At 41.7% G+C, this 26,688-nt stretch carries 18 protein-coding genes and 1 pseudogene; 7 read left to right on the top strand and 12 right to left on the bottom strand.

From position 1 onward, the window contains the following. Positions 1 to 803: 803 nt before the first annotated feature. Entirely contained in the window at positions 804 to 2,528 is a 1,725-nt protein-coding gene (locus V7K50_RS22670) for an ABC transporter ATP-binding protein (protein ID WP_334964033.1), read from the top strand. Positions 2,529 to 2,668: 140 nt separating this feature from the next. Beyond that, on the top strand, positions 2,669 to 4,057 hold the full coding sequence (locus V7K50_RS22665) for an LCP family protein (RefSeq protein ID WP_334963945.1): 1,389 nt from the start codon (positions 2,669 to 2,671) through the stop codon (positions 4,055 to 4,057). A gap of 323 nt (positions 4,058 to 4,380) precedes the next feature. On the opposite strand, the gene V7K50_RS22660 is transcribed toward V7K50_RS22665, so the two are convergent. Beyond that, on the bottom strand, positions 4,381 to 6,387 hold the full coding sequence (locus V7K50_RS22660; protein WP_334963944.1) for a S9 family peptidase: 2,007 nt from the start codon (positions 6,385 to 6,387) through the stop codon (positions 4,381 to 4,383). Between the two features lie 198 nt (positions 6,388 to 6,585). On the opposite strand from V7K50_RS22660, the pseudogene V7K50_RS30800 reads away from it, so the two are divergent. Next, positions 6,586 to 6,681 (top strand): annotated as a pseudogene (locus tag V7K50_RS30800) (Txe/YoeB family addiction module toxin); the annotation flags it as partial. 177 nt (positions 6,682 to 6,858) lie between these two features. Here the strand turns inward: V7K50_RS30800 and V7K50_RS22655 are convergent. Next, entirely contained in the window at positions 6,859 to 8,337 is a 1,479-nt protein-coding gene (locus tag V7K50_RS22655) for a protein adenylyltransferase SelO (protein ID WP_334963943.1), read from the bottom strand. 122 nt (positions 8,338 to 8,459) lie between these two features. Here V7K50_RS22655 and V7K50_RS22650 point away from each other — a divergent pair, with 122 nt between their 5' ends. Further along, entirely contained in the window at positions 8,460 to 9,134 is a 675-nt protein-coding gene (locus V7K50_RS22650) for an SMI1/KNR4 family protein (protein ID WP_334963942.1), read from the top strand. 83 nt (positions 9,135 to 9,217) lie between these two features. Here V7K50_RS22650 and V7K50_RS22645 read toward each other — a convergent pair whose 3' ends face one another. From V7K50_RS22645 to V7K50_RS22615, 7 genes are all read right to left on the bottom strand, one after another. Further along, positions 9,218 to 9,610 (bottom strand): hypothetical protein, encoded by a 393-nt coding sequence (locus V7K50_RS22645; protein WP_334963941.1) that lies wholly within the window; start codon positions 9,608 to 9,610, stop codon positions 9,218 to 9,220. Between the two features lie 268 nt (positions 9,611 to 9,878). Beyond that, positions 9,879 to 10,454: a ribosomal protein S5-alanine N-acetyltransferase gene (rimJ, locus tag V7K50_RS22640; protein ID WP_334963940.1), complete on the bottom strand. Its 576-nt coding sequence runs from the start codon at positions 10,452 to 10,454 to the stop codon at positions 9,879 to 9,881. Between the two features lie 581 nt (positions 10,455 to 11,035). Beyond that, positions 11,036 to 11,203, bottom strand: coding sequence for a hypothetical protein (locus V7K50_RS22635; protein ID WP_334963939.1), 168 nt, complete (start codon positions 11,201 to 11,203; stop codon positions 11,036 to 11,038). Positions 11,204 to 11,265: 62 nt separating this feature from the next. Next, on the bottom strand, positions 11,266 to 13,797 hold the full coding sequence (gene hetF, locus V7K50_RS22630; protein WP_334963938.1) for a cell division protein HetF: 2,532 nt from the start codon (positions 13,795 to 13,797) through the stop codon (positions 11,266 to 11,268). Between the two features lie 1,526 nt (positions 13,798 to 15,323). Next, positions 15,324 to 16,058 carry an FHA domain-containing protein gene (locus V7K50_RS22625; protein ID WP_334964031.1) on the bottom strand — a complete coding sequence of 245 codons (735 nt, stop codon included), beginning with the start codon at positions 16,056 to 16,058 and terminating at the stop codon, positions 15,324 to 15,326. 631 nt (positions 16,059 to 16,689) lie between these two features. Next, positions 16,690 to 18,294, bottom strand: a complete 1,605-nt coding sequence (locus tag V7K50_RS22620; protein WP_334963937.1) for a serine/threonine-protein kinase — start codon at positions 18,292 to 18,294, stop codon at positions 16,690 to 16,692. Between the two features lie 466 nt (positions 18,295 to 18,760). Next, complete coding sequence (locus tag V7K50_RS22615) at positions 18,761 to 19,588, bottom strand: phytoene/squalene synthase family protein (RefSeq protein WP_334963936.1); 828 nt, start codon at positions 19,586 to 19,588, stop codon at positions 18,761 to 18,763. Between the two features lie 783 nt (positions 19,589 to 20,371). Here V7K50_RS22615 and argS point away from each other — a divergent pair. From argS to V7K50_RS22600, 3 genes are all read left to right on the top strand, one after another. After that, entirely contained in the window at positions 20,372 to 22,126 is a 1,755-nt protein-coding gene (gene argS / locus V7K50_RS22610) for an arginine--tRNA ligase (protein WP_334963935.1), read from the top strand. A gap of 125 nt (positions 22,127 to 22,251) precedes the next feature. Beyond that, complete coding sequence (locus tag V7K50_RS22605) at positions 22,252 to 22,815, top strand: Uma2 family endonuclease (protein WP_334963934.1); 564 nt, start codon at positions 22,252 to 22,254, stop codon at positions 22,813 to 22,815. 37 nt (positions 22,816 to 22,852) lie between these two features. Beyond that, positions 22,853 to 23,314: a cobalamin biosynthesis protein gene (locus V7K50_RS22600; RefSeq protein WP_334963933.1), complete on the top strand. Its 462-nt coding sequence runs from the start codon at positions 22,853 to 22,855 to the stop codon at positions 23,312 to 23,314. Between the two features lie 123 nt (positions 23,315 to 23,437). Here the strand turns inward: V7K50_RS22600 and V7K50_RS22595 are convergent, their stop codons facing one another. The 3 genes from V7K50_RS22595 to V7K50_RS22585 all read right to left on the bottom strand — a co-directional run bounded on the left by V7K50_RS22595 (position 23,438) and on the right by V7K50_RS22585 (position 26,516). Continuing rightward, positions 23,438 to 23,791, bottom strand: coding sequence for a phage holin family protein (locus tag V7K50_RS22595; protein WP_334800335.1), 354 nt, complete (start codon positions 23,789 to 23,791; stop codon positions 23,438 to 23,440). A gap of 300 nt (positions 23,792 to 24,091) precedes the next feature. Beyond that, positions 24,092 to 25,090 (bottom strand): peptidoglycan-binding domain-containing protein, encoded by a 999-nt coding sequence (locus V7K50_RS22590; RefSeq protein ID WP_334963932.1) that lies wholly within the window; start codon positions 25,088 to 25,090, stop codon positions 24,092 to 24,094. A 154-nt stretch (positions 25,091 to 25,244) separates the two neighbouring features. Then, positions 25,245 to 26,516: a M16 family metallopeptidase gene (locus V7K50_RS22585; protein WP_334963931.1), complete on the bottom strand. Its 1,272-nt coding sequence runs from the start codon at positions 26,514 to 26,516 to the stop codon at positions 25,245 to 25,247. Positions 26,517 to 26,688: the final 172 nt, after the last annotated feature.

Raw genomic sequence — 26,688 nt, 5'->3', positions numbered from 1 at the left:
ATTACTAATCTGGAGCCTCTTGGACTGAATTACAGAGTTTTTCAATGAAGTTGACTGACAAAAAAACCTGTAATTAACACTAGTTACGCAAACAAATATATAAAAAGTTAACTAATTTTTACAATGAAAAATATTTAGATGCTTGTGTCAAATCTTTCGATACTTTTTCTCGTGCAATTTGCAGGATAACCTGATTTAAATTTGTATAAATCGGACTTGACAAATTGGCTTATTGCTTATCTTGTTTGTGACAAAAATCGAGATTTGACAGTTGTTGAATATCAACCCAAATCTTAACAGCGAAATACTTTAGACTGATCTCCATACAGCACTTGACATTTTGGCGTAGGCGTAAGCTGTCGCACAAATAAGATTGCACAACTAGGGCGCTCATGTTGCCCACCCCACAAGAGATTTATTTTTTGGAGGATGCAAATTACAGCAGTTTTCATGTATTTGAACCACATCTGTCGTAGGGGCACAGCATTGCTGTGCCCCTACGACAGATGTGGTCTATTTACCTGAAAATAGCTGTAAAAGATTTTTAGCTTAGTGCGTCGTAGACATAGCTTTAAGTTTTCGCCAATAGGCATCTCCAGAAATTAAATATGCGTTACCCAGAACCCTTGTAGAGACGTAGCAGTGCTACGTCTCTACATTCTTAATGCTCTGAGGCTGGGAACGAGACAACCTAAACTGTTCCTCTGGTGATTTTGCCATGTCACTTTTTAGTGAACTGTTCAGAAACTCCCCAAAAACTGCTAGCGTCAAACAAAGTAAAATATCGTTGTGGACGTTACAGCTTGAAAACTCGTTCTAATTACTGGCTACTGCTACCTTATATCCAACTCCAGTGGAAAACTATCACCAAGGGACTTATTGGCATCTTGGGATACGTACTGGCAACATTAGTGTTGATCAATCTTGCCGGTAAATTGGCAATTCCCTTTGCCCAAGGTAATGTAGTAGCGATCGCTCAAATAACTGGCAGCTGTGCCTTAGTCTTTCTTGTCAGAGGCTTGTTTCAGTCTATACAAGATATGTATATGGCGAAAGCGGCTTTGCGAGTTGCTTTTTATCTCCGCCAGCAAGTCTACGCCCATCTGCAAAAGCTAAATCTCAGCTATTTTGAAACGGCAAAAGCAGGTGATTTATCTTACCGCCTCACGGAAGATGTTGACCGCGTTGGCGAAGTGGTAAATAAAGGATTTCACGACTTTATCCCCTGCATTTTGCAGTTGGTGGCAATTCCGATTTACATGATTTACCTAAATTGGCAACTGACACTCGCAACAGTCATAGTTGCACCACTGATGGGTATTTTAGTCGGTTGGTTTGGTGAACGCTTACGCAAGTATTCCTTAAGAAGTCAAAATCGCGTGTCGGGTTTATCAGCCATCCTCGCGGAAGTTTTCAACGGGATTCGTTTGGTACAGGCTTTTGCTGCCGAAAATTATGAAATCGCCCGCTTTGGCCATGAAGCAGAACGCAGTCTCAAAGCCAAATATTCAGCCGAACAGCTAAAAGCGATTCAGATTCCCATTATCGGATTTTTGGAAGCCTTAAGTGCCTTATCATTATTGATTGTGGGAGCTTGGCAAATTTCCCAAAATAACTTGACAGTGGCGAATTTTTTCAGTTATCTGGCGGCGGCGGCGCTGTTAATTGATCCCATTGGTCATACTACTAACAACTACAACGAATTTAAGCAGGGTGAAGCATCTGTTGACCGCGTTTTTGAATTGATGGCAATTCAGCCGACGGTGATTGAAAAGACAAATGCGATCGCTCTCCCCCCAGTCAATGGCAAAGTAGAATATCGTCATATTTCCTTCGCTTATAAACCAGGTGAACCCGTATTAAAAGATATCAGCTTATTGGTATCGCCAGGTGAAGCGATCGCACTTGTGGGTGCTTCTGGTGCTGGTAAAACCACATTTGTCAACCTCCTACCCCGTTTTTACGACCCCGAAGTTGGTCAAGTCTTCATTGACGATGTTGATATTCGAGATGTGAAGTTGCATAGTCTGCGGCGACAAATTGGCATTGTTCCTCAAGAAACCATCATGTTTTCGGGGACAATTGCCCAAAATATCGCCTTTGGACAAGATGTTTTTGATATGGAAGCAGTTAAAGAGGCGGCAAAAATTGCTAATGCCCATCAGTTTATTAGCCAACTCCCAGAAGGTTATCATACCTGGGTGGGCGAACGTGGGGTAAACTTATCTGGTGGACAAAGACAAAGAATTGCGATCGCTCGTGCAGTTCTCCTCAATCCCCAAATCTTAATTCTGGATGAGGCAACATCAGCCTTAGATTCTGAGTCAGAAGCACTGGTACAGGAAGCGCTGGAAAGATTGATGGAAAAACGCACAGTATTTATTATTGCTCACCGTTTATCCACAGTTAGGCGGTGCGATCGCATTTTAGTTCTCGAACAGGGTCAAATTGTCGAATCGGGAACCCATGAAGAATTGTTAGCCCTAGAGCGTCGCTATGCACGGTTTTATGCTCAACAGTTTAGCTAGTCAAAAGAGGGAGTGAGGAATCTCACTTCTTTACTCAGGGCAGCCACATCTAAAGTAGTCTTGACCGTGAGCCGCCATATCCAAGTGCGAGAATTCCGGGTTAGACTATGGCAATTAATTTTATATGTAGTGGGTGAGAAGTGAAAGGAAAAAATAATCCCAAGAAATCCCAGCTGTTAAAACAGCCATTTGCTTTAGCAATCGGTGCGGCATTAGTAGCTGCAACTTCTGGGGCAATTTTCTCCTCGTTTGTGAGTTTAACTCCCTTAAAAAATGACGTTACTATCCATCTGCCTGGTAGTTCCAAAAGTGTCACAGGTGTCATTCCTGCAACTCTAGATCATCCTGTAAATATTTTGATTCTCGGTATCGATAATTCTGGACATCCCCACGAGAAAAACTTTACTCCTGCCGAGGCATTAGCAGGCAATAGCGATACTATCCTACTCGCACAAATCATGCCAGATTCTCACTCGATTAATATATTATCTATTCCTAGAGATACTCTCGTTAGATTTTATGGAGTTGGTGTAGATAAAATTAATGATGCAAATGTGCGTGGTGGAACAAAACAAGCAGCCCAAAGTGTAAGTCAGCTATTAGATGATGTATCAATCGATCGTTATGTGCGCCTGGATACAGAAGGTTTTATTCATTTGGTGGATGCCTTGGGAGGGGTTGAAGTTAATATTCCCAAAAAAATGGATTATGTAGATCATTCACAAAACCTCAGCATTCACTTTTTAGCAGGTGTACAAAAGTTGAGTGGGCAACATCTAGAAGAATACATCCGTTTTCGTCATGATGCGTTAGGTGATATTGGTCGAGTGCAGCGACAACAACAAGTTCTTAAAGACATCCTACTTACGCTGCTTCAGCCACAAAGCATTACTAAATTACCTGAAATTTTAAAGGTAGCTCAAGATAATATAGATACTGATTTATCTATTAATGAAATGTTAGCTATAGCTCAAGCTCTAGCTCAAAGCAATCACCATAATTTTATGCTCCTGCCAGGGCGTTTTAGTGAGAAAAGTGAATACAATGTTAGCTACTGGATTTCTGACCATAAAGCTACTAGTAAAATTCTCCAACGTTATTTTGATTTTAATAATGCAGAAGTAAAAGAAGATGACAAAAATTTAGTAGTGCCGCAAGGCATGAAGATTTTTATCCAAAACGCAACCAGACAACCCGAAGCTGTAGTCAAAGTCACATCTTTACTCGAAAAACACGGTTTCAGGAATATTTTTCTTTCTAGTCATGAAATTGATACTGATATAGAATCTGCCAAAAAAACCAGAATTATTGCTCAACATGGAAATCCTGAAGCAGCCAATGCAGTTGAACAAGCTCTTGGTGTCGGTGATGTAGAAGTTGCTTCTTTAGGAGATATTGCATCTGATGTCACTGTTGTCATTGGCACAGATTTGACTCGTTCCATTTCTGAAAATAATTCCACTTCTATCAAACAGAATTTGGGATTGCAGACTAGACAAAAATACGGAAAACTTGTTAGTGGTAAATAAGCACTTCCGTATTTAATTTGTATAATTATGAGAGTCAATTTTTTAACGAACCGCAGAGGCGCAGAGAACACAGAGAGAAGGAAGAAATGCTTAGGGACTTCCAGATAAATAAATATCCCATCGCTTTTAAGGCAGGGGAGCAGGGGGCAGGGAGCAGGGGGAGAAAAAGCCGTTTTGAAGGAGTGAAATTGGATAATTTATTTCTTGGAGTTCCCTTAACTGAACCGTATTGCCCTATAGTTGCCTTCGCCCTTGGCGTGCCGGAGGCATTATTCTATTCGCCAGGGGTAGATATATTTTTACAAAGGTGTGAGTGTTGATACTCACAAGCCATGCTTGCCATACCAAGTAAGATAACGTTGTAGGCGATCGCGCTGGTAACTCGGCTTGTTAATACCGTGGGATTGCTCAGGATAAATAATCAATTGAGTATCAACCCCTAAACTTTTGAGTGCGTCATACATCTGCTCAGAGTTCTGCAACGGAATAATAGTATCGCGATCGCCACTCAGAAATAGTGTTGGCGTGAGAATTCGGTCGGCATGCAGGAACGGAAAGGAAACTCGTAGCCAAGTATTGAGGTTTTTCCACGGTACGCCCAGTTCCTGCTCGTAGTCATAAAACTCGTTAGTACCGTATCCTGCCAAAAAATTGGAAATACTAGCTCCACTTACCGCAGCTTTGAAACGGGTATCTTGGGCGATAGTATAGTTTGTTAAGATCCCACCGTAGCTCCATCCACCGATTCCTAACCGAGATGGATCGGCTATCCCTTGTGCCTCAACGTAGTCAACAGCAGCAAGCACATCTTGGACATCTTTATTTCCCCAGTCAGCGTAAATAGCCTTTGAAAACGCTTCACCCCGTCCCGAACTACCCCGTGGATTAACTGCAACGACAACATAGCCGTGAGCTGCAAACATCTGCCAGTCAAACATAAACTGGTTTGTGTACTGCCCGACTGGGCCACCATGAAGCTGAAGGAGTGTTGGGTATTTCTTTCCTGGTTGAAAATTTGGTGGTTTGACTAAGAAACCGTGGATTTGGGTGCCATCTTTACTCTTGAAACTAATTTCTTCCGTGGTTCCTAATAGAAATTGGGCAAGCAATTCCTGGTTTTGGTGCGATATTGAACGCAGTTCACTTCCTTTAAGGGTGAAAACCTCACTTGGTTCCTGTGGCATTGAGGATAACAAGACAATCCTATCGTCCCCCCCGAAGTCAAAGGCGCTGATATTTCTACGTCCAGCTAGCAATCGCTCTATCTTGCCGCCTGCTACTGGTACTTTTGCGAGGTGAACATTACCATCGTCTTCCAGCAAAAACAGAATTGATTTGCCATCAGATGTAAAGCGTGGCTTAACAACATTGCGATCAAGATTTGCTGTTAACAAACGTGGAGTACCTCCTTCCGTTGGAATAACCGCAAGATGGTAAACGGCGTACTCAAGTAGCTTTTGAGGGCCTCCTTGTAGGTAGGCTATTAACTTGCCATCTGGACTCCAAACAGGTCGGCTACCCCAGGAGGGATCGCAATTGGGATTTTCATTGGTAGTTATTTGACGTACTTTTGCTCCTGGTTGGGCAACGATAGTATAGACATCCCAATTGTTATGGCGACGAAAATCAACACCACCCTTGCTAACAAAAGCAATCTTGTTCCCATCTGGAGACCATTCGGGCAAATATTCATTAAACTCGCCTGGTGTCAGAATATCTGCTTTGTGAGTTGCTAAGTCAAACAGGTAGAGATGTTGCCGACTTTTTTCGACATATCCTTTAAAGCGATCAATGACAATTGGCTGTGCGGTCTTTTGTTCGTTGTGAGTTTTTTGGGGTGGATCTTCGGCGATTACAGCTAGTCGTTTGCCGTCGGGCGACCAAACGAAATCAGAAACACCTCTGGGAAAATCTGAAATCTTTTGTGTTTCTCCATCGGCAAGGTTCAGCAGCCAAATTTGATTGCCTTTACTCTCAGACTGACGACTGGAGAGAAAGGTCAGGTACTTTCCATCGGGACTGAAACGAGGGGAACTTTCGCTATCTTTGCTGTTAGTTAATTTTCGGGTGCGGGAGCCATCCCACGAAGTTATATAAATATGGTTGTTGACAGAATCATTCTTGATATCGGTACTATTCACTGTATAGGCTATCCAGGCTCCATCGCGAGAAATTTGCGGTTCGCTGACTTGGTGAACAGCAGACAGATCCTCTAGGGTAATCAGCCGCTTGGACGTTGCCTGAACGTTGAGACTCATATTGATCAAACTCATACTGATCAAAGCAGCGATCGCAACACAAGCTAATGCCAGTTCCCGGAACCTTTTCATTTTTGTTGTAAAAATTAGGATTTTACTTGATCAATTTCTGTTATGTTACGATCAAAGCATCAACCTGTACAGATCAAAAGAAGAAATTCCAGCAACTCTAAAGCAAAGAAAAACAGTATTTCAACCTGAACTTTTAGAAGACTTAAAATTTTGGGTGGGAAATGATAAACAAATTATCCTTAAAAGTACTTAGATTCTAATACTTGCTCTCGCCCTTCAACACAAGAGCATAGAATTTTATATCTTGTAAAAGATAATGAAATAAATTTTTTACCAGATCCTTATCATTATTAACTATTAATTATCCCAAAATATAAGTAGCATTATTTAGTTTTAGGATTTTTGACACCAAGTGAACGGTATTGAGTTATAAGAGTGATCAGGAAATCAGTTTGCTTATTGCTATATTGACAAGAAAGGAGAGGGGCAAAGTGAAAAATGATTTTCGTTACAAGCTTTGCCCCATACTAACTATCTCCTAGACTGAATTACCTTGATTAACTCATAAAAAGGTTGCCAATTATCTTCCTGAGCAATTGCTTCCCAAGTCGATTCAATCACAGGTCTTAATAATGCCGTTTTGGGATTATGAACAGCTAGAGTTTGGGCAATTAAATCGGTGTCGCAGCTACGCCCGTCGTAGACATCGCTATCAAAATCATTCAAGATTTTATGGTATAATATACACCAATCATCAAAAAATCCTGAAGCACCCGGTACTGGCACAATATCGGAACTATTCATCACAAAACCTGGTTCATCTCGCCATTTAGATGAAAAAGTGCGAGCCATCTCATAAAAGAATTGGTGATAACCAACTTGGCTCTCTTTCAAAAACTCAATCGTTAGATTCAAAAGTTCTTCAGCTTGTGGATGTGGCAATTCCACAAAACCCAACTTTTTCAACATCAAAGAACTGTATTCAGCTTGATAATACTCATCAAACTTAGCTAAAGCAGTCTCCAAATCGCCTTTATCAATGATTGCCTTAAAGGGTTCCTGGAGCATTTCTAAATTCAGCTTGCAAATAATTGGTTGATTACTGTAACAGTAGCGTCCAGAATAATCAAAATATGCAGCTATAAAGTATGGGTTATAAGTAGGGATAAATGCGTAAGGGCCATAATCAAAACTTTCTCCCGTAATCGACATATTATCGGTATTCAGGACTCCATGACAAAAGCCAGCCGCCATCCACTGAGCTACTAGTTCTGCAACCCGTTTAACTAATTCGGCGTAAAACAGAGCATATTTATCTTCTTCAGTACTTAACTGTTGATAATACTGCTCAATTACGTGGTCTAACAGTTTCTTAGTTAAATCTGGACGCTGGAAATAGTGCAGTCGCTCAAAAGTGCCAAACCGAATATGAGAACTACTCATCCTCACCATCACAGATGAACGGGTAGGCGAAGGTTCATCGCCCCGCCAAAGGGGTACACCTGTTTCAATCATACTCAGACAGCGCGAGGTACGTACACCCAAGTAGTGCAGTGCTTCCGCAGCCAAAACTTCCCGCATCCCACCTTTGAGCGTCAACATCCCATCGCCACCACGGGAGTAGGGCGTTCTCCCAGAACCTTTCGTGCCAAAATCGTACAATTCGCCATCATTGGCGCGTACTTGCCCGTAGAGAAAGCCTCTACCATCACCCAACTGTCCGTTATATTCACCAAATTGATAACCGTGGTAACGCAGCGCCAACAAAGGTTTTCGACCCTGAAATTGCCCAAAAGCTGTGATGAAATCTTCGTCTTTCACTACTTGACGGTCTAGACCAAAACGGGGTAATAGTTCATCGTTACGCCAACGCAGGAGGTGTTGGGGGAATTCCGCAGCTGCAACCTCGTCGTAGTAATCGCCGCCTAGAGATTCTAAAGCGCTTTCGTAGTTGAGGGTGAGAAAAGGATTGTTAGAATTTTTGTAGTTTGGAGTTTCAGCCAGAGTCATTACGAGCAAAGCTTAATTCATTCTTCTCTTAATACTACCTCTGGCTTCTGCATCAGCATAGACGCAAAAAGCGATCCATATCTAAAATATGACGGTGCTACTATCAAAATCTGGAATGCATAATGAACAAAGTTTTGCAATTAAAGAAAAAATTGACTCAATTAGCTATTTTAGACGCTACATTTGAGGTTTTTGGCTCAGAATCACACCAATATCAATTTAAACCTTGTTTGAGTAACAAAGATATTCAAGTGTTTGAATCCAGATACAATATTACACTACCGAGTGAATATCGAAACTTTCTCTTAGAAATTGGTAATGGTGGTGCAGGGCCAGGATACGGGTTATCTGGTTTGTTGGGAATTGAGTATGAAGATGTCATTCCAGAAAAAGTATACCAAGAAAACTACGAAATCCTCTCTAACCCATTTACTTTGACAAAAGCATGGAATGATCTAGATTTGATTGTCAATAATAATACAAGTTCTGTTACCAACAGTGATGCTTACTTTGATGATAAGTTTATTCAGGGCACTCTCACCATTACAAATTATGGTTGTGGAATTTATGCGATGTTAGTCATTACCGGGGAGCAGTCAGGAAAAATTTGGATAGATGACCGTACTAATGATAATGGGATATATCCTGCTTCTTTGAGTTTTTGTCATGCTTTCCATAACCCCGACCCTGATGATTTTCCTAATAGCGATGAAGAGCAACCTCTGGGTTTTTATGATTGGTATGAAGACTGGCTCAACCGAAGTTTGAATCAAATCCATCAGTCTTCGGAAACTTAACCTTAATTAAATAAAGCTAATTTTTGTTTTTTAATTGGTTGTGATATTCCTGAAGTAGCTGCTACTATATTTGAGCTTTCTTGTTATATCTGTGAAGATAGAATTTTTTTAACTCGCAGGTTATAAGTTTGCAAAATTGATTTAACGTGTTTATGTTGCTCTTGATTCAGACCCAAAGATTTTAACACTATTCTGACTCTCTGACGAGATTGTATTGCCTTAAATTTAGTAGCTTGGGACGGATTTAATAGAGCCTCAATATCCTTATCTCTTTGCTGACGAGCCTCTTTGATTTGTAGGCGTTGTTGCTTTGTGAGTTTGATTTGCTGCTCTGATACATGACTCGTCTGAGTTTTTAAGGGTAGTATAGTCACAGAATTTGAAACTGGTGCTGCTAAGACAACTCCGTGTAAGATAGTCGCAAAAGCGAAGATACTAGAAAAGAGAGATAAGAGCTTTATAGAATTAATGGACATTTTGAAAAACTCCTCAATCATTTGATAAAATTGCACGCATCGGCTTAAGCAAACCTTAATAACTGAGCTAGGTAGTGAATAAATATTACTATTGCATTTGGTTGTGGAGTTTTTGTGTATTTATTATGAAGTTGTTAGGACTTATGCAAAACTACACGCGATAGAGACAATTCATGAATTGCCCCTAAGAAGAAAATCATTCTTTTCAGCTATTGTTTGCGTAAGTGCAGGTTCCTATGAATTTGTAGATAAGGATACTCAGCAATTCTTAAAATTTAGGTGCTTGCCAGTTAGGATTTGTAAGACTTGTCAGAATATGATCTTCCCATTGCCCATTAATTAATAAATAGTCTCTAGCATATCCTTCAATGACAAAACCAAGTCTTTTGAGTACATTGCCACTGCGCCGATTGTGAGGCATATAATTAGCCATGATGCGGTGAAAGTTTAACTCTTGAAATACATATTGAGTTGCGGCTTTTAGCCCTTCTGTCATGTATCCTTTACCTTGTTTACTTTCCGCAAGGCTATATCCCACATAGCAGAAATGAGCGGCTCCTCGGACAAAATTACTAAAATTGACTGTTCCAATAATTACGGCGGGATTTTTTTGGGTAAAAATAAATAATTTTAACGATTGCCCATTGAGAAATTCTAGAAAACTATTCTCTATCTGATACTGCCAATATTCTTGAATAAAAAAACCATCATCCCAAAGAGGGTAGAATGGAGTGAGATAAGTTTTATTATCAGTGAAGTATTTAAGAATTTTGGGTATATCTTCATGGATCGCTACTCGTAATAATAGGCGATCGCTTGTAATTAGTGGCAGTTCTGATATCATACACTAATGGATTAACTGGATCTATTCTGGGCGCATAGCTTATATTTTGTAAGTTTTATCATACTTGCGCCACTGGTCTAATATTTTTTTCAGAAATAGTGAAGCTATAAGGGACTGACAAGAAATAAATTACCCAATCTTGTGGTGTGGGCGAGACGCCCACCCCACAATAAGTAGTTGAGTATTTTTTTATTTGTCAGTCCCTTATAGCACAATACAGTTCAGTTAAGCATTTCTTCCTTCTCTCTGCGTCCTTGGCGTCTTGGCGGTTCGTTAAAAAAATTGACTTTGTAATAGAGTTTTAGCCTTAACCCAAGCGTATTGCCTTATAGCAGAAATCAGCAAAATTTGGATTTACACCACGTATATCTGCACTAGCTAAATTAGTACCTTAGAAGTTGCTAGATTAAAAATATATACTTTCTAAATTCGCATTCACGAGATTTGCTCTTAGTTGTTCCTAATCAGATTTGACAAAAATGGTACTAGAACAGTTGCCTTTAATTGGCAATATTATTAAGCAGTTTCAAGGCAAAAAATAAAAGCCCTGACGAACAGAATTCGCCCTTTTCACTGTGCCCCTACAAACTGCCTGTATTGTATGGAATTGAGAACTGCTGTTTAATCAACCGCGATCGCTCCACTGCAAGATAACCACCAATACTTACGTCTATTGCTACAACATAATTATCCTCACGAGGGCGTTGCCATCGTCTTTGGTGCAGGAGTTTATCCAAATGGTACACCAACGCTGATGCTACGCGATCGCGTTTCTGCTGCTAATAAAAGCATAAATCAAACAAATTACGAATTATTCTTGACCTTTTTCCTGAAGGAGCGATCGCCAATCTTCAATGGACTTCTCCGTCCACAGCCAATTTTTAGCTAATTTATCTACCTGGAAATTTGCTCGATCAGACTTGAGAACCAATTGCCGCAACTTGATCGCTTTATTCAGATATTGTGTCTTCTTACCATTAGATGGACTAAGTGCAGATTTATACATTCCCATCGCTAAACCAGCATAAGAAGTTAAACCATCTTCAGACAGTACTGTACTTGTGGATGTTGAATCTGGATTCTGCTCTTTGAGAGCTAAATTAATCGCCTCAAGCCAAGAGTAATTGGCTCGATTCAGATTTCCTTCTGCGTAGTAGGCAAATCCCAAAGCGTTATTATATAAAACTGATTCTGGTTTAGCTTTTGCAGCATTTTCCCAGTAACGGCGGGCATCATCGACGCTATAATTGTTGTCTCCAGTTTGGATAGACTGCCAAGCTAATCGTCCCTTGTAAAAGTTCACAGATGGATCGTCAGCTTGTTTATTGGGAATTAGTTTCAGGGCACTTTCTGCCGCAGCTAGGGCGTTACGATTGAGTAATTCTTCTACAGCCAATAACCCACTTTGCAAGTCGCCCTGGCTCAATTTTTCCGTAGCGGTGGCGGTGACAATTCCAGTCGCGGCTGTTTCTAAATCGATATTTTGCTGTTTTTGAATAGGTCGAGAATCGGGTAGAGACTGGGTGGGAATTCCTGGGATGTTAGGCAGAGTTACTTGGGGTCGATTTTGCCACCACCAATTTAGAGCGATCGCAGCTGCTAAGGTACTGATTCCCACAACGCCCATAATCGGCCACAGCTTGCGGCCTTGAGTACGAGGTTTTGGTACGGATGGTTGCGATGCCTGGGTTGGGCTATGCCTACGCGAAAAATCAGAATTTTCCCAATTTCCTTCAAAATTCCCAGCAGTTTGAGGTGACACAGGTGGGACTTCTCCCCATAAATCTGCTTCCTCTTTCAGGGAATTCATTTCCTCTGAAAGGCGCCTTTGCTGAAGACTATTTTCACGAATTTGTTCATCCAGTTCAATTGGAGCTTTTTGGTTATCTAGCTGACGAAACAAATCCGAAACGATCGCCGAATCTTCTTCATAGCTTGGGTCATCATACTCAATTTCATCAACGAGATCGCCCCAAGTATCTTCACCCAGCCAGTCTAACCCAGAAGAGTCACGCGTCAAACCAGAAGGAATCATAATCATGTCCTCCATTCCTAAAGGCATCTCGCTATCATCAGCCATAGCAGAGTACATCGTGGAAGTTATCCCTAAAGGCGAACCATACTGGTTCAGCAATTCTGCACTGTGGGATACTTCAGTTTCCTGGCTGAGAAAACCGTCAAATTCTGGCTGGAGATACAAAATCGGTAAAGCCCAGTACATCTGGTGAGAACCATAAGCAGAAATTAATCCTTGGCGCACCCGACTGACGCACAAATCTACTGGATATCCCTGACTCAAGTTGCGGTAAAATAATTGTGTAAGGGTCAACGCCACTTCATCAGGAATCCGTTCTGACATCGCCAAAACGCTTCTAATTCCGCGCTTCACCAAAGTTTCTGCTAAGTTACGTTCCCCAGTGTCTCCAGAGGCATCGGACGCGGCTCTATATGCCCCCAAGCAGGAATTAAACACTGCCATTTGGATGTTATTGTTGACGAGCAAACCAGCCAAATCGTCCCCAGTCAAGATTTCCGTTAAGCCAGTTCTGCGACTAACAAGATAAATTTCTCCGCCATTAGCGCCTAAGTTACTATGACCAGAGTAGTGTAGAACGTGATACCTGCCTTGTTCTAAGGCTTGGGTCAGTTCTTCCCGTCCTGGTTGATCTAATACAGTCAGTTCAATTTCTGGGAAACGATTGCTATCTTCAGCAAGTCTTGGTATTTGACGTTGAAGTTCCGCTTGCAGTTTAATCGCTTCCTGTTTTTGTAAGTCAAGACGCACTTGGTCTGAGGGAGAAGCAATTACCATCAATACTTTGACACCACCTTGTTCTCGTGGTGTGGGCATATTTAGGGATCGCAAAGGCGAAGCCCCCGAAATTCCACTTTGGAAGCGAGAAAAAGCCACATAAGGCCCAGTAGCCAAAGGGCGATCGCCTGCGTGCATCACTTCCCAAGGCAGACGAGCTAACCTAGTATCTTTTAGCCCCAAACGTAAGCGTAGTACTTGTTGATGGTTCTGGGCAATACCTTGGGCAGTAATCCAACTATCCCTGAGAGTGCCTTGAAAAAGGGCATTATAAAATTGTTGACCCAATGCCACCAAATTAACAGAGTTTCTGGCGATATCGCTTTCGTGCCCGCTAGAGAGGAATGGATCTCCTTGTAACACCGACTTCAACGGGTCATTCATCAAATGCCCAGCAGCCATCAACCAATCAGCTATAGGCCAAGTCACCAATTCTTCTGCCAATGGTACCCCAGGCGCGACTTGTTCCGTCCGCACCAAGTAGTCATTTTGCCCTACTGGGGTTACGGAAATATGGAATTCCTGGGTCACAACTTCTCCTGTCCGCCTCCTAAATCTGGTTTGAAACGCGAAAGTTTCAAGTCGATTTTTCGCTCCGTCTGATAATTTAGATGCATCCCGCCCCGGAATGTTTCTGATTCGGTGCTGTTTTGGTTTTTCCTGCCTTTACAACTTTATCCGGATCGGATTACTTGGGCTTAGAACACTTAATTGGTAGATGCACCTTGATCTTCAACTCCCCTAGTTGGCTAACACCCACTGGGGGTTTTTTTCAATTTTGGCAAACAACAGCAACTGCTGACGCAGATATTCTCTACCAGAAAATAGTGCTTAATCCTAGAATACTTGATTAGTAGATGGATGTCCCTTGATCTTTAATATCCGCTCTGGTTTTTTTGCCACAGGCCGACAATCAATTCTCTCATGAATTTATCCGGAGCGTGGTGGTTAAACCTAGAACATTTAATTGGTAGATGCACCCTGATAACTAGCTCCCCTGGTTGGCTAACGCCCACTAGGGGGTTTTTTTATGAAGATTTAGTACTGTTGATTAACCTTGACACCCCAATTTTGTCAGGCAGCGCACCGGTCATTTAATTGGTAGGACTGTCCTGATAACTAACCCCTCTGAAGGTTTTTCTCTGATAAACAAACAGCAACAACTTCAATTTCTGCTAATTTATCCGGTAGCTACCCATTTGCTTGAGAAAAGATTATTGGTAGATGCACCCTGATAACTCACTCCCCTAGTAGGCTAACACCCACTGGGGGTTTTTTTATTTACGTAGTAGGCGTAGCCCGTTGTAGACATCGCCATCAACCTTAATTTAGTTCATTTTCTCCCGAAGATGCTGGCTGCCCCTAGAAAAGATTATTGGTAGATGCACCCTGATAACTCACTCCCCTTGTAGGTTAACACCAACTGGGGGTTTTTTATTAAAAAAAATAACTGACCTTTGTACAAATTCATCCGGAGTATGGTGTTCAACCTGAGAACATTTAAGTGGTAGATGCACCCTGATAACTAACTCCCCTGGTTGGCTAAGGCTCACTGGGGGTTTTTTTTTGGTCATCGCTTTAGCATTTCCTGCCCACATAACTGGAATGCACCACTCAGAAATGTTGCTACTGCTGATAGACCTTGAGTATCCTCCTGTTGCCAGGATAGAGGATAACCTGCTTACTCAATCCCTGAATCGCTTTCTTTTTATTGTCAGCTAGAGATGCCACTCTAAAATGATTGCTATGATATTTAATCACATTCTTAATTTTTTTTCTATATTTTGACCTTTAACTAATTCTCTGACTTTTCACGGTATCTGGAAAACCTCGCTTCTATTTCTCTCTCCTAAGAAGAGAGAGACTTTGAATTTTCCCCTTCCCGCAACGAGTTGGGGGTTAGGGGGTTAGGTGTTTCGTGGCTTTTCCACATAACGTGAAAAGTCAAAACTAATTCTTCTGGGGGTTTATTTTTTAGCCAAAACCTAAGCAGTGTTGCAAAGAAATATTACTCAGTACTCCTGAAGCAATTGAAAACTGCTAGAACTTGCTATTTTTTAACTGGGATTAGACGGTATTTCTCTGCTAAAAAAGCGGTCTAAAATGTCTGATTTCTGTTCGGAACTGAAGCTTTCATAACCATTTTCGAGATTTTCAACTAGTCCGTAATTTCTGAAAATCTCTAAATTATAATCCGATTTTTCACTTAGAGGTTTTTGTTTATTCTGAGAACAAGTAAGCATTTCTACTAGATGATCATTCTTTTGATGGACAAGCTGTATCAATAAATCCATTCCGACAGTTGGCAAAACGCGGCACGTATAGTTCACAAAGAAATCGAAAGTCATATTGCCTAGACGAATGCGATCGCCATCTTTGAGCTTGATCGGTCGAACAGCGCGATCGCCATTTACAAAGGAGCCATTGGTACTGTTGAAATCAATTAAGTAAAAACCTTGATTGTTAATATGTTGAATAGCAGCGTGGCGACGAGACATATAGCTATCAGCAACACAAATACCGCTAGTCCGATTCCGGCCTATTGTCCAGATTCTCTGTGGCTGTCGTAAACTTTGAGTCTCATTATCACACAAGTTCGTTATCAAATAAACAGCAGCAGTATCCACTACAGCGTGTACGTAACACGCCTTCACTCTCGTCAACGACGGTTGAGATAGGTTTTCTAGCTGAAGAATTTCATCTAGAAGGCTGCTGTGGTGTTCATACAATTTGAGAAATACCTGATATAAAGTTAATCGCCGTTCTATTTCTGTTTGTGCAAAGTCAGCCATTATACGTAAACCTTGTATTACCTGATTTCGGTTGTGAATATTCTGCTTCAGCCTAGAATCAGGGATAATTGATTTTTCGCTTTCCGCCGCCATCTGAAAACGTGAGTGGCTTAAGAACGTTATATTTTGCAACTTTTAGGTGCGATATTCCCTGTCGTTTCTAGTGATAAAAAGCATCATAATAACTTTTTAAAGATATTATGATGCTTTATTGTTTATTGTAAATAATCATTTGTTATTTGTAACAGATAGAAGTCATAAAGATTTAATAAAGAATTGCCAATTGTCTGCGTGTTTTTGCTAGATAACTGGATATTTCTTAAAATTTGTGAGAGCGAGCGCTATTGAGCAACCCAAGCATTATATATATTTGGATTTGGTCAATTGTGAATAATCAGGGCTGATTTTCCAAGCTAGGGAGAAAATACAGGGTTTTAGCAAAGATATCAAAGTGTATTACATCCAAATGAGAATCGCTCTATTTAATATTTTAAAAAGCAATCCGCTTTGTGTTGCTAAGATTTTGCCCCAGAATATCCATCAACACCCCTTCAAAAGTCTTGCTCTAATTCCATCATTTTTAAAGATGGAGTTAGAGCAAGCAAGTGTCTCCCAAATTAAAACTTTCAACTTATAACAAGCCTCGTTTACCATTGGGGCGTATGGTCATCCAGTTTGTTTTTGCTAGTGCTAGCTGCTCATCAGAGATTTTGGCATTAGTGAGATTAGCACCACACAGATTAGCCCCTCGGAGGTTAGCATTGCTAAGATAAGCGTTGCTAAGGTCTGCGCCTCGTAGGTCTGCCCCTTCTAAATCAGCATGGTTAAAGTATGCTTTGCTCAAATTAGCATCCTTAAGATTTGCTCGAGTTAGACTGGCTCTGCCAAAGTCACTATTATGTAGATTAGCTCCTTGGAGATTGGTTTTTTGCAATTGAGCGGAATGGAAATTTGTTTGGGATAAGTCAGCACCTTGCAGATTCAGCAAGTTTAAATTGTGTAGAGCAAAATCCCGTCTTCCCTTCAGATAGGCTGTTAATAAACCTTGACTATCTAACTTCCGCTCAATTTTATAATTTTGAACTTGTGAACTATTACTGTCGCTGTTAGCTAAAGTGGTTGATTTGCCTATCCCAGAACCCTGGTGTAATCCCGCCGCTTCTGCTGCCTTGGCTCGTCTAGCCCGAATTGCTGCCGCTACCTGTGCCACTCCTGTATTGCTAGCAGCAGTAGAAGGGTTATTAGATAAAACAGCAGAATTTTCCAGGTGGTTGTGTGTTCGGTTTTTAGATCCACTATCAGATTTAATCAGTAAGCCCTTTGCTAAACTATCTAGGTATGGTTCTATTTCTAACGCTCTGAGAACTTCTTCGGCTGACTGATAGCGATTACGTACAGACACCTCTAACATTTTTCGCAATACATTGCCTAAGTGATCGCTCACTTGCACAATCTGCTCCCACATCATCTCGCCAGTGTTGGGATTGTAATCTAAATCTTTAGGAGTTTTGGTAGTCAGTAAATAAATGCATGTCACGCCCAGTGCATAAATGTCACTGGCGTAGACTGGACGCATAGCCATTTGCTCTGGAGGCGCAAAGCCAGGAGTACCAATGGCATAGGCAGTTAATGCTGTCTGTCCTGATGGATTTGTTGTACCTTGGCTGATTTGGTTTTTGACGGCACCAAAGTCAATGAGTACCATTCTGGCATCTTGACTGCGGCGAATTAAGTTGGCTGGCTTGATATCACGGTGAATCACCTTTTGATCGTGGATGTATTGCAGTAGTGGCAAAATCTCGCTCAAAAATTGCTTGACTCCAGTTTCGCTCAAGATGCCGTTAAGTTTGACCTCCTCTTGCAAGGTATCACCACTGATGTATTCTTGAACTAAATAAAATTGTTCATGATCTTCAAAATAGTCCAACAATCTTGGTACTTGGGGATGATTGCCAATCTTACCTAGAGTTCTAGCTTCTCGCTCAAAGAGTTCTCTAGCCATCTGTAAAACGTGTGGGGAACTCCCTGATGGGCGTAATTGCTTGATTACGCAGCTCGGTTCGCCTGGTAAACCTTGATCATTGGCTAAGAAGGTTGCTCCAAAGCCACCCTGACCTAATGGTTTGATCACCTGATAGCGATCGCGCAATAGTAGTTGTGAGCCACAAGACTGACACCTTTGGCTAAATACCAAATTTTCTGGATTGGGACAGGTAGGACTTAAGCAGTAGCTCATGCACTCTCAACTCGCTGCGCGAATAATCACGGGGAGCATTATACTCCCTTTCAATTATTTAGATATTAATCAACTCTTGCCAGGTAATTTCTGCTGGAAATCCTTTAAAGAGTTCCTAAAGTTTAACTGAGATTACGTAAATCGAACGCGAAAATCAGATGATTTATTATACTTGTAGTGATAAATAGTGTCTATGCTACTTTATCGTAATCCGTAATGCCTAATGATGCTCTCTTAAGGCTTGCTACAGTTAGCGTGCGGCTCTACTGACTGGCTATAGCGGTTTGCAGTTGAATCCAGACCAAACTCGGGGACGGGGGATAAAGCTTGTCGCCCAGATGTAAGTCGTAGTAGTAGAGGACGTCAGAAATCTACTATTACGCTTTCTGTTGGACTCTTACCCACACTGATCTGACGGTTCAGTGTGGGTAGTTCACTATTGTCTCCATTAGTCGTTAAGAGACTATTAGCTGGCTTTCATGTTCACACTAATCTGTTCCATAAGTGCAAAAACATCACTGCGGCTGAGTTTCTCTTTACCATTAGCAAGGGCATCAAGAGTACCATTGGCCAAGGTTAAGGGAATTTGGCAAAAATCTAAGGCAGGGCCAGAAGGAAGGTTTTTGGTATAAGCTTCTGCCAGGGCTAGATTGCGCCGGGCATACTCTTGCATATTTTCTGCACTCCAACCTTCTGGGAAGAATTCTACCCCACGCCCCAAATCTTCAGTATGATTACGCAGGATGTTAACTGCTTGTAAACCCCGACCAAACCCAATGGCCTGGGTACGGTTGGTTTGTGTTCCATCGTACCAAGTCCATAAGTCCGAAAGTAACAATCCCACTGCACCAGCAGCCCCAAAGGTATAACGATCCAAATCAGATTCTGTGTAAATTTTCCAGTTTCTTTCTGCCCAATAAGCCATCCGGTCTGCCATTGCAGCAGTGGCATCCCAAATCCGAGGTGCAATAGTGTCTGGTGCTAGCAGAGACCATTCTCTAATGCTCAAGGTGACTTCTTCTAATGAGTTCTCATACCCACTAAATCCTGCAAAAAAAGCATCTATAGGAAAGCCATCAACTCCTGCCTGTAATGTCAGACTAATGGTTCTTAACAGCTTTGCTTTAGTAGCGTTATCTAGTTCGGGATGATCTTCAATTTGATCAATAGCACGCATACACAAATATGCTGATGCTATTGCTTCTTGCAATCCTGGGGGTAAAAGACTAATTGGGATATAAAAAGTTCGGCTAGTTTCTTTGAGGATTTGCAATGCATCTCTACGTAAATTCATGTTTTCACTCCCCGCTTGATTTTTGCACCACATGAAGTTTGCAGTTTTTTGATGATACTGGATATAGTTTTGACTAAACCTTAAAAACTATAGACTATAAGATACGCTAGTATTTCATCTGAAAATTAATAGTTTTTGGTGTTGCAATTAACAAAACTCTCAAATTTATGAAAGTCTAGTCTAGTATATATGTTTTTGGTGGTAAAAATGTGTGAAGTGTAGTTTGATATAGCTTTCATAAAGTTTTGGTATAGATATAAAGAATTATGGTAGTATTTGCTTGAATATCGCAAAATTTTTCCATTAGCAAACATCCATTTTCGGGATTTGAAAGCGTTTGAAGTCTGCGTTAATCTAACTAAAAAAGTGCAATTGTTGTATATATAAAGACAATTGAGGAAAAGCTGACAACGGATAATGGCATCTGTACGCACCTTTAGATGCGTACAGTGCTTTGCTGAAGAGTTAGGATGAGTTAAATTGGACACAAAAAGCTGCGGCGGGCTACGTCTACCCTCATTAGAGATTGATATTAAGTGACCAGAACCTAGAACCAGAAGTTCCCGTATATTTACTAGATGGTTTATTCGACACACTACCTTTGATTCCACGACTCTTCAGATGTAGGGATTTTTTTCAATACTTTATCCACTATCTGCAAATAGCTGATAGCTGATGACAACCCTCCATCATTGGGGGTTGTTAATATCCCTGGATACTTTAGAGTGAAATAATCAAGCTTTTCTAGAGCGACATTCCCCCTCTCACAGATAAAATTTATATATGAACGCTACACAAGAAAAACTAAAATATCAGGTAGAGCAGGCAATAGTTGCGGCTTTTGGCGCTGACTTCGCTGGAGTAGATCCCATTTTGGTTCCTGCTAGCAATCCTAAATTTGGCGATTATCAGGTGAATGTGGCTTTATCCTTGAGTAAAAAGTTAGGATTGCAGCCAAGAGCGATCGCAGGTGCGATCGTTGATAAGCTAGATGTATCGGAAATCTGTGAACCACCAGAAATCGCTGGGCCAGGATTTATCAATCTCAAGCTGAAAACCGCATACTTAGAAGCACAACTCAACGCCATTCAAGCTGATCCCAGACTGGGAGTTCCAGCCGCGAAAACGCCGAAGCGGGAAATTGTGGATTTTTCCAGTCCGAATATTGCCAAAGAAATGCACGTCGGACACTTGCGTTCGACGATTATTGGTGATTCCATCGCCCGGATTTTAGAATTTCAAGGACACGATGTACTACGGTTAAATCATGTCGGTGATTGGGGTACGCAGTTTGGAATGTTAATCACCTATCTGCGGGAAGTTTACCCAGACGCTCTTACCACTGCTAATGCTTTAGATATTGGTGATTTAGTCTCTTTTTATCGCCAAGCTAAACTGCGGTTTGATGCAGATGAAGTTTTTCAAGAAACAGCACGCCAAGAAGTTGTCAGATTACAAGCAGGTGCAGAAGATACACTCCATGCTTGGAAACTGCTGTGTGAACAGTCGCGGCGGGAGTTTGAAATAATTTATCAGTTGCTGGATATCAAGTTAACTGAACGCGGGGAATCTTTTTATAACCCTTTACTATCCGGCGTTGTGGAAGATTTAGATAAATCTGGGTTGCTGGTAGAAAATCAAGGGGCGAAATGCGTTTTTTTGGAAGGGTTTACAAATAGAGAAGGTGAACCTTTGCCGTTAATTGTGCAAAAATCAGATGGCGGCTATAACTACGCCACAACAGATTTAGCATCCCTGCGGTACAGGATTCAGCAGGATCAAGCAAAGCGGATAATTTATGTAACTGATGCTGGACAAGCAAACCACTTTGCCCAATTTTTCCAGGTAGCACGCAAAGCCGGATGGATTCCCGATGATGTGGAATTAGTGCATGTTACCTTTGGGTTGGTATTAGGAGAAGATGGGAAAAAGTTTAAAACTCGTTCTGGGGATACTGTGCGGTTGCGGGATTTATTAGATGAAGCTGTTTCTCGTTCTCATACAGACCTAAAAGCTAGAGTACAACAAGAAGAACGCCAAGAAACTGAAGAATTTATTAATGAAGTTGCTAAAGTGGTTGGCATCAGTGCAGTTAAGTATGCAGACTTAAGCCAAAACCGCACCAGTAACTATATCTTCAGCTACGACAAAATGCTGGATCTCAAAGGTAATACTGCGCCCTATATGCTGTATGTTTATGCCCGAATTCACGGCATTAGCAGGAAGGGTGATATTAACTTTAAAGAGTTGGGAAATAATGCTGTTTTGTTGGAGCTTGAAACAGAATTAGCGCTGGCGAAATATTTACTTCAACTGGATGAAGTTATTAGTAGTGTAGAGCAAGACTTGCTGCCTAATCGTTTATGTGAGTATTTGTATGAACTGAGTAAAAAGTTTAATCAGTTTTACGATCGCTGTCCCATATTACAGGCCGAGGAACCACAGAGGACATCCCGCTTGATTTTATGTGATTTGACTGCTAGAACTCTGAAGTTGGGATTAGATTTGTTGGGAATTCGGGTATTGGAGAGAATGTAATATTTTTTTAACGCAAAGTTACGCTGAGGTAGCGCAAAGGTACGCAGAGTAAGAGTTAAGTTAAAGCTTCTTTGTGTACTTTGCGGTTTGTTAATTATAATTGCTGGATTTGGAGGCGATCGCTTATGGTACGGACACCATCAAAAAATATAACTTTGGCGGAGTTTCTGAAGCTACCAGAAACGAAACCCGCTAGTGAATATATCAATGGTGAAATTATTCAAAAACCAATGGCACAGGGAAAGCATAGTACAATTCAAGGTGAAATGGTTAGCACTATTAACTTAACGGTAAAGCCCAAGCGCATTGCACGAGCGTATTCAGAACTGCGGTGTACTTTTGGTGGAAGGTCAATAGTGCCAGATGTTTCTGTGTTTACTTGGCAAAGAATTCTTCGTGACGAAAATGGTCAAGTTGCCAATGTATTCAAAGCATCTCCCGATTGGACTATCGAGATTCTATCACCTGACCAAAGACAAACGAAAGTTACAAAAAATATTTTGCATTGCCTGAATTATGAAACACAAATGGGCTGGCTGATCGATCCAGAAGAACAAACGGTATTTGTATACATCCGCAATCAACAGCCGGTCATGTTAGATGAACTAGATGCTTTACTCCCTGTGCCAGATTTTGCAAGTGACTTGAGGCTAACTGTAGGAGATTTATTTGCTTGGCTGTTGGAGTAAACCAAATCCTGACGAATTGAATAAGGAAATAAACCAAGTGCAACAGGTTTTATGGGTGGGAATCGGTTGTAAACGGGGAACATCATGGGAGTTGATTGATGGGGCGATTGAGCAAGTGTTTCGAGAAAATCAACTTGTTCCAAGTGCGATCGCAGGTATTGCTACCATTGACACTAAAGCCTCGGAAGTTGGTTTAATAGAATTTTGCCACCTCCGAAATTTGCCCCTGAAAACTTTTTCTGCCCAAATGCTTCGCTCTGTCTGCGTCCCCAACCCGGCGACAATTACTGACCAAAAAGTAGGTACACCGAGTGTAGCAGAGGCAGCTGCTATTCTTGCAGCTACTCAACTGACATCGTTGACTATTTTTCCCTTTACAAACAGGGAAGAATTGCGGGTAAGTTTCTTAGTTCCTAAAAAAGTTTTCCAGCTACAAGGGCAACCGGGAGCGGTAACACTAGCTGTTGCCCAAGCTTTAAATATGAGTATTACAATTTAACGCCGTGTGCAAGTTTCCCTCAAACCTAACCCCCAGCCCCTTCCCTACCAGGGAAGGGGAGCAAGAATCAAAGCCTCTTGACCTTTCGGGGAGAGGAATGGAAGCGGGGTTTTAATAATTTTTCTAGTCAACAACTCTCAAAAAATAGTTAATTACGCTAGAAACAATTGCTAGCACAATTGAACCTAATAAAGCAGGTAAAAAGCCCTGAATCTCAAAACCATAACCAGGAGTTAGGGCACTGGCTAACCAAAGGGTTAAGGCGTTGATCACTAATGTAAATAAACCAAAGGTGAGTAAGGTAATCGGAAACGTTAAAATCTGCAAAATTGGTCTAATAAATGCATTAACCAGACCAATAACAAAGGCAGCTACCAGGGCAGTCACAAAATTCTTGATAAAGAATCCTGGAACGATATTAGCAGTAATAAATAATGCCACTGCACTACCTAGCCAAGTTAATAAAAAGTGTTGCATAAGTTTTTTTAGAGGAATTAGCAGTTTAATTAATTTGACTATTGCCAGTTGTGATCTATAACACCATCAGGCGCAATTGGATCTAGCTCCTAAATTTGCTGTACTCTTTGGTCAGCCGAAAAGCAATGAAATTTTTCAGCGATCGCATCGAGAGATACTTCTAATGGGTGTATCTTTATCCTATTGCAGGATGTGCCACGAATTAAATTCATCAAAGTGGCAAAATTCGTACAGGGGTTTCTCTGAGTCGAAAAACCTCTGTATCTAAAAGTGGTTATCTAGCCCTAGCAAGTTCCAAGGTTAACGCTGTTGGGGCGATCGCCGCAAAAGAACCTCCCAGGTAGAGCCACCAACTACACCATCAGCCTCTAAACCATAGCGCTGTTGTGCAGCTTTGACGGCTGCCTCAGTTGTCACGCCAAAGTCTCCATCAGCATCGCCTTTCAAGTAACCAAGCTTTTTCAGTTGTTGTTGCAACTTCACAACTTCCGAACCATGTAATCCTAGACGCAAAATTGGTAATCCTTCTGAGGTGTATTGAATACCAGGGGTTCGGGTAGTAGTTGTGTTTGACTGAGTTCGAGTAGTTGATGTAGTACGATTTGGGGTTTTCTGTGTGCTGGAAGTTGTAGTTTTTCTTGGGGTAGCAGGTCTTGGCTCAGGGTTGGTCGGAACTTGTGCTACAGCTTTTTTTGGGGTAGTAGGTTTTGGTTCAGAGCTAGTGGGAACTTGTGTTACGGGGTTGGGGTTAGGATTTGCAACGTTGGTGAGGTTACTAGCCTGGCTTGGAACAGGAAAATTTGTAGCTGAGTTAAATCTTGGCTGGGATGAAGGGATGGTTGATGCTGCTACTGGTTGATTAGGGAAAAGTCGTTGCCAAGTGCTGGCATCAACAATGCCATCTGGATTCAAGCCAGCTGCTTGTTTAAACCGGGCAACAGCAGTGGCCGTATTCTCACTGTATATACCATCTACGGCACCAGAGTAAAAACCCAAAAGTTTCAGCGCTGCCTGAAGTTCAGACACGCGTTCACCTTGGCTACCAACTTTGAGGATCGGGCGGTTGATGCTATCTCCAGGATTTACTTGGGCAATTTTTTGTGGCGCAGCTATTGATACTACAGGACAGAAGACGATGAGCAGAGGTGTCGTAGAGAACAAGAGTATTTCAATCGCTGATAAAGATTTAGACCTCTTTGGACACCAACCCTTTTGCCCTTTTTCCATTCTACAGCGATTTACAGTTGGGTCTAGTAATTTTAAGTAACTCAAAATACTTGCTGTCAGGCTGCCTTGCATGGAATTTACTCCCAGAATATTCTCATGCTAATGGTACAGCCGCTTGGCCTAAAAAACAGCTGCTCCATTTACGATGTCTACGACGGGCGTAGGTGCGGCACATAAAATAGGCCTGCTACCTAAATCTAATTAAAAATGAGGAATTAGAGCAAGGCTAGGCGATTGCACCATTAATTGCTTCTTCTTGACCAACTAAAGACAAGTAAGGCTCTTGTAAATACTTACAAGCTGAAGCGATCGCATCCTGGGCAGTCACAGCCGCAATCAATTCTTGAAACTTGGTGTCAAAATCAATTCCTAAGCCCAAAGTTTCATACCAGCCGTATATTTGAGCAATTTGCCCGTTCGTTTGTTTACCCAAGGCATACTGTCCCAGAATCTTGTTTTTAGCAGCTTGAAGGGAGCTTTCAGATACTTCGGTGGTAGACAATAAATCTACTTCTGTACGCAGTCCCTCTAGGGCGATGCTGGTATTCTCCGGTGCTGTACCCATGTAAACTACAAATGAGGCTGGAAATAGCCTTGTGGAGTAAAAGGCGGATACTTCGTAAGCTAAACCTCTTTTTTCCCGCAATTCGACAAACAAGCGACTAGAAAGACCATTTCCCAAGTAGGTACACAGCAACTTCAGGGCGGCGTAATCAACAGAATTAACCGATGTTCCTAAATAACCGAGCATTACGATTGATTGTTGTGTCTGTACTGGCTTCAGCCTTACCTGCGGTTCCACCTTAATTTCAGGTAAATTTAGTATTGGCAGTTCTTGGGCTGGCGCTTGCCAATCAGCAAAAACTTCTTCCACTAATGCTACGGCATCTGTGGGTGTGACTCTCCCAGCAATACTAATTACTACATTATCTGGACGGAAATAAGTTTGGTGATACTCCACTAAATCCGCACGAGTTAAGCGGCTCATGGTGGATTCATCTCCCAGCACTGACATGGAGTATGGGTGATTTTGGTACATTACCTGCCGCATTTGTTCAAAGGCGACATTGAACGGTTGCTCTTTTTGGGAACGAATATCTTGGAGTGCTAAACGCCGTTCTAGTTCCACTTGAGTTTCGGGAAAAGTAGGCGATCGCAAAATCCGTCCTGCCAATGTTAAAATTTCCGCAAAATCGGATGTTACCGTTTTGAAAGATAGCAAAAAATAATCAGTGCTGGCATCTGTGCCCAAACTCGCTCCTACAGACTCAACTTTCTCGGCAATTTCTAAACTAGAAAGTCCATCGCATCCCTTTGTCATCACAGCTGAGAGCAAATGTGCCAACCCTGCTTGCTCTCGGTTTTCGTTACAACTACCGGCACGCACAAAGATTCGCGCTGCAATAATATCCGCAGCAGGGTTTTCTGCCACCACCACGACAATGCCATTGTTCAATACGGTACGATGGATAGGCGATTTTTGCAGCAAGGTTGTCATTTATCATTTGTCCTTTGTCATTTGTCCTTTGTCATTTGCCCAATACTTCGACTTACCTCGGCTCCCTTCGACTGCGCTCAGGGCGAGTCGCTCGGCACAAGTCGCGGTTCCTGAGCGTAGTCGTACCACTTGCCTACGGCACGCTACGCGAACGTGGAAGCAAGCTACGCGT

It is taken from the genome of Nostoc sp. (assembly GCF_036917135.1).
Lineage (GTDB): Bacteria > Cyanobacteriota > Cyanobacteriia > Cyanobacteriales > Nostocaceae > Nostoc.
The sequence above is the reverse complement of the archived record's forward strand: the minus strand, read 5'-3'. Positions and strand labels throughout refer to the sequence as shown.

Coding starts and splice junctions, on each gene's coding strand:
- V7K50_RS22590 (WP_334963932.1), bottom strand. CDS start 25,090: ATGCAAGGCAGCCTGACAGCAAGTATTTTGAGTTACTTAAAATTACTA.
- V7K50_RS22645 (WP_334963941.1), bottom strand. CDS start 9,610: ATGTCCATTAATTCTATAAAGCTCTTATCTCTCTTTTCTAGTATCTTC.
- V7K50_RS22615 (WP_334963936.1), bottom strand. CDS start 19,588: ATGAATTTACGTAGAGATGCATTGCAAATCCTCAAAGAAACTAGCCGA.
- V7K50_RS22655 (WP_334963943.1), bottom strand. CDS start 8,337: ATGACTCTGGCTGAAACTCCAAACTACAAAAATTCTAACAATCCTTTT.
- V7K50_RS22660 (WP_334963944.1), bottom strand. CDS start 6,387: ATGAAAAGGTTCCGGGAACTGGCATTAGCTTGTGTTGCGATCGCTGCT.
- V7K50_RS22595 (WP_334800335.1), bottom strand. CDS start 23,791: ATGCAACACTTTTTATTAACTTGGCTAGGTAGTGCAGTGGCATTATTT.
- rimJ (WP_334963940.1), bottom strand. CDS start 10,454: ATGATATCAGAACTGCCACTAATTACAAGCGATCGCCTATTATTACGA.
- argS (WP_334963935.1), top strand. CDS start 20,372: ATGAACGCTACACAAGAAAAACTAAAATATCAGGTAGAGCAGGCAATA.
- V7K50_RS22585 (WP_334963931.1), bottom strand. CDS start 26,516: ATGACAACCTTGCTGCAAAAATCGCCTATCCATCGTACCGTATTGAAC.
- V7K50_RS22650 (WP_334963942.1), top strand. CDS start 8,460: ATGAACAAAGTTTTGCAATTAAAGAAAAAATTGACTCAATTAGCTATT.
- V7K50_RS22625 (WP_334964031.1), bottom strand. CDS start 16,058: ATGGCTGACTTTGCACAAACAGAAATAGAACGGCGATTAACTTTATAT.
- V7K50_RS22620 (WP_334963937.1), bottom strand. CDS start 18,294: ATGAGCTACTGCTTAAGTCCTACCTGTCCCAATCCAGAAAATTTGGTA.
- V7K50_RS22605 (WP_334963934.1), top strand. CDS start 22,252: ATGGTACGGACACCATCAAAAAATATAACTTTGGCGGAGTTTCTGAAG.